This window comes from Protofrankia sp. Cas8 (assembly GCF_963555845.1).
GTDB lineage: Bacteria > Actinomycetota > Actinomycetes > Frankiales > Frankiaceae > Protofrankia.
The window spans coordinates 6,732-10,558 of the sequence record NZ_CAUVXI010000008.1; the positions used below are offsets into that span (position 1 = coordinate 6,732).

6 protein-coding genes are annotated in these 3,827 nt (G+C 62.6%); 1 reads left to right on the top strand and 5 read right to left on the bottom strand.

Annotated features, from left to right (window positions below):
• Positions 1–370: 370 nt before the first annotated feature.
• Positions 371–886 (bottom strand): barstar family protein, encoded by a 516-nt coding sequence (locus U9977_RS02840; protein ID WP_322747574.1) that lies wholly within the window; start codon positions 884–886, stop codon positions 371–373.
• 433 nt (positions 887–1,319) lie between these two features.
• On the opposite strand from U9977_RS02840, the gene U9977_RS26810 reads away from it, so the two are divergent.
• Positions 1,320–1,646: a helix-turn-helix domain-containing protein gene (locus U9977_RS26810; protein ID WP_416210456.1), complete on the top strand. Its 327-nt coding sequence runs from the start codon at positions 1,320–1,322 to the stop codon at positions 1,644–1,646.
• Here the strand turns inward: U9977_RS26810 and U9977_RS02845 are convergent.
• The 4 genes from U9977_RS02845 to U9977_RS26815 form a co-directional block, all read right to left on the bottom strand.
• Positions 1,576–2,124: a hypothetical protein gene (locus U9977_RS02845; protein ID WP_322747575.1), complete on the bottom strand. Its 549-nt coding sequence runs from the start codon at positions 2,122–2,124 to the stop codon at positions 1,576–1,578. The two genes, U9977_RS26810 and U9977_RS02845, sit on opposite strands and share 71 nt — an antisense overlap.
• Complete coding sequence (locus U9977_RS02850) at positions 2,109–2,318, bottom strand: hypothetical protein (RefSeq protein WP_322747576.1); 210 nt, start codon at positions 2,316–2,318, stop codon at positions 2,109–2,111. The genes U9977_RS02845 and U9977_RS02850 overlap by 16 nt, the downstream gene beginning before the upstream one ends.
• Positions 2,319–2,697: 379 nt before the next feature.
• Entirely contained in the window at positions 2,698–3,111 is a 414-nt protein-coding gene (locus tag U9977_RS02855) for a hypothetical protein (protein ID WP_322747577.1), read from the bottom strand.
• On the bottom strand, positions 3,108–3,773 hold the full coding sequence (locus U9977_RS26815) for a polymorphic toxin type 24 domain-containing protein (RefSeq protein ID WP_416210457.1): 666 nt from the start codon (positions 3,771–3,773) through the stop codon (positions 3,108–3,110). The genes U9977_RS02855 and U9977_RS26815 overlap by 4 nt, the downstream gene beginning before the upstream one ends.
• Positions 3,774–3,827 lie beyond the last annotated feature (54 nt).

Consider the following 3,827-nt stretch of genomic DNA (forward strand, 5'->3'; position numbering starts at 1 on the left):
AGGTCATACAGGCCGGTAACCCCGTCGAGATACTGACCGTGGAACCGCAGCGGATCCCCCGCATAGCCCGCCCCGGTGACCGCGGCCGGCCCACCGAACGGATCCAGGCTCGCCGACCCGGTCAACCCCGCGCCGTCCGCATTGGCGAGGTCTTCGACGTCTCCGCTGTTTACCTACTCGACCACGACGTCCCACAGCGGCCGGTTCGCCGCGGCGATGAAGCCCTCGACGACCGTCCGGCTCAACTCGCCGAACCCGGCCCCGACAACCTCGCCCCGGCCCTCAGCCTCATCACCTTCATCGACAGCCTCGTCACCAAAACGCAGCCGACGCCCTGGCCCGCGGGATCACCTGAGATCCTTTGCCGAGCTCAACCGGGGAACGGCAGGACCGAAGCCCCAGCACCGGCCCACCGCTGCGTGACCATCGCGGCATCCCCGGGTGCCGGCTGAAGCACCACATGAAAGGGCACCGCCGGACGGTCCCACCACTCGCCCCGTACAACCGGCCGAGCCCACTCCTCGCATGCCCGCGTCAACGAGTCGACCAGCCAACCCAGTACGTCCGCACCCGCATCCGCCAAGACCTCACCAGGATCGGTGATCACGATTACATAGCCCGACCGCGGCGGCAGCCAGCCGAGATCCGCCATGCAGTCGTCGAAGGCGTCCATGTTCTCGCCGAAGTACCAAGGAAACTGCAGCGAGGCGGCGACCTCATCGAACGTGGCCTGCAACGTTCGCATCTTCCGTCCCCGGACGACTCGCACGACCAAGCCAGACTCCACCCATCCCACGACTGCCTCGCTCACGGCTTTGGGGTCGCGCTCCAGGACCAATAGCTCGAGCGTGCTGGACGCCCTCATCAACGACAGCGAGCTCGTCATCAGCAGGCGCTCCAAAAGTGGAGAAAAGAACGATAGTGATCGTCGGTGTAATCGGCCGACCTGCCACTCGCCAGCCGCTCAGCCCCGCGGCCGGCACCCTTCACGTAGGGGTTCACGTCCCTCTCCCGATACGTGATCGGATTCCCCGCTCCATCGACGCCCGGAAGCCGACTCTCCAGGTTGTTGACCATCGAGCCCCCTACAATCCGGCAGCGACAAACCTTTCTCCGTTACACGGCCACGAACCTTCCAAGCGATGAGGCTGCCGCCAGCCTGACACGCAGCCAGACGGTCCACAGGTTCGTGCCCGGCGTCACCACCAGCAACGACTCCCGGCTGCCATGGAACCGCCACCGACCCACAAGATCCCTACTGACATCGAAGGTGAGCATGCCGTGATCGACGCAGCACTCCAACCTCCACATGATGATCTCTGAGGTCAGGACATACCAGCCCGTTCTTCGCCGAACTCCTCAAAACGCTGCGCACCGAGCCCGGCTGGTCGCCAAACACACTCGCAGACACGATCGACAGCGATGACCATCAAGTCAGCCGCCAGGAAAACGGGCGCATCATCCCGCGCCTCGCAACGGTCGTCCGCTTCACCGCAATCCTCACCATCAGCCTCGACGACCGCGTCATCGAAGCAGCCACCAGCCGACCACCGCCCTCACCGACCACGCCACACATCACGCCCGCCTATCGACTACTCGCAGCCACTGCCAGAACTCCTCATGATCGACCTCCTCACCGCCGATAATGCGATGCCCATAAACACCGACTGCGCGGTCAACATCGTCATTGGCCCTGTACTTTGGAGTCTCGGTCCCGAACCCCATGATCACATGGCGCTGGTAGGAAACGTTCGTCTTACCCCAGATGAAGAACTCCCAACGCAGGTTCGGATGCCGTTCGATCATCACATCGCCGAGGAACAACCCGACATCGTTGACCACCGAATACCAGTCCGGCAGCAGCCGACCCGGCTTATCCGGATCACCCTGCACACCGGCACGGAACCAATCGTTGAGATCCTGAATCGCCGCGTCATCGGTGCCCAGCTCAACACCATTCGCCTTCAGCAGCCGACCCAACATCACGATCCGCGCCGGCTTGGCCGCCATCAGCCGCACGAACGCCTGCCGGGCCTCCCGGCGGGGCAGCGTGTTCAGCGGGCCGAACACACCCGGATGATAGATCTCGTAGCCGTCCCAGTCTATACTCATCGCACCGCCCACCCGATCCCGGCCTTGTTCAACGCCGCCTGCAGCGGTCCTGTCGGACCTCTCTCACCGGTCACGGCACTCCGCGAGAATACCCACAGCACGCCGTTGACCTTATTATTGTTCTGCATCAGCCACTGGTCCTTCGCGATCTGAGCCTGAATACTCGAACTCAGCGACATCCGGCCGACCTTCGACTCAATCGCCACACCATTCGACGTCAGGACATCGACGTAACGTGCCCCGAACGGCGTGCCGAAGTGCTCCTCAATCGTCGACCCTGGATACCGCAAGGCGATCGCATCCCGAGCCGCGTCACCGACGGGCTGGTTCGCCGCTATCCCTCCTGTTTGTACTGCGGTCGGATACCAGGCAACATCGTTTACTGAACTGCGCGCCCTCCCGCGTGCGTTACCGCGAGGCGATACCGGTGCTGCTGGATTGGCTTCCGCGGATCACGGCCTGTAGCCGGAAGTGTTCCCGCCGTACCCGATTGGCGGAGGTCAATCCACCACCATCCGGATACCTCATATACCTGAAGTCTCCTACGAGACCAGGACGTCACCATATGAATTAAAAATCAGTAATTTATGTCAATATCTCAATCATCTCGGATACACCTTCACGCACCGCTCCCGAATGACCCTGAGAGAGAATTTCTTGGCACCTATCAAGGATGGGAATTCCATCAAGCCAGAGAGAGGCGAGCTTGTCTCGGATATGATATCCGGCGTTGTCATCATTAGCGCCAAGCGCACGCAGCACCTCGGTAAGACCGGCGATCCCTCCACCGATCGCGAGAACCTCGACCGCCACCTCAATCACAGCGATATCTGCATCGTCAAGCATGGTGACCAACTGATTAAAAGCCACCGGTACATCAAGGTGACCCGCGAGCGCACGCGCCGCGTCGGCACGCTCCTTGAAGTCCTCCGAAGCAGCCGCCTGAAGTTCTTCCTCGAGGGACCGTGGTGCTGGCCGGGTGGAGTCATCGCTTATCATGGCACCTCATCGGCTGTTGCAGCCCGAACGGGAAGTTTACGCGGGAATATCTCTCCGGAGGGATTCACATCGTGAACATAGTCCACGCTATGAGGCGTTGGGATCCCATTATGTGCACGGCCGGACAGATCGACACGTTTGATGATATTCCCCGCCTCATCATACTCCGCATAATTCGTAATCTGTCCTGCTGGTGAACGCTTAACCAGGAGACCCTCAGGGGGCCCGCTTTTCGCAGGAAGATTGCCTTTTTTCCATGTACTTGCTGCCTCGAGACGACTACCTAGAGTATCCCTGGCTGCGGCGCCACCGAGGACCCCTCCGGGATTTACGGCGGTTGTCAGGGTAGCGGCTTCGGTGTCGACTTGGCCCGCACCGGCGCAGGTGATGGAACTCAGGTCCTTCGGCCGAGGCCCCGGAGCGTTCCGGGCCAGCCAGGCCGCAGCGACCTGTACCCGGCTGACCACCGCCCGCCCGGCCGCGGTCCGGCCCGCTCTGCCCGCGAGGCTGCCGGCACCAGCCGAAACCAGACCACCACCCGCACCGATGGCGAAGTCCCCACCCGCATCCGACCAGCTATAACCCCCATCACCGAACAGCTGGCTCGATAGACCACCCGCGGTGACCGAGCCCAGGCCGGCACCCGCCCCAGCCGCCGCCACCCCGGCGAACCCATCCGCGAGCGCAAACCCGGCTTCCCCACCCGCGCCGATCAA

What these genes read in the sequence shown, in the direction of transcription:
- U9977_RS02855 (WP_322747577.1), bottom strand. Translation starts at nt 3,111, where the DNA reads ATGATAAGCGATGACTCCACCCGGCCAGCACCACGGTCCCTCGAGGAA.
- U9977_RS02840 (WP_322747574.1), bottom strand. Translation starts at nt 886, where the DNA reads ATGACGAGCTCGCTGTCGTTGATGAGGGCGTCCAGCACGCTCGAGCTA.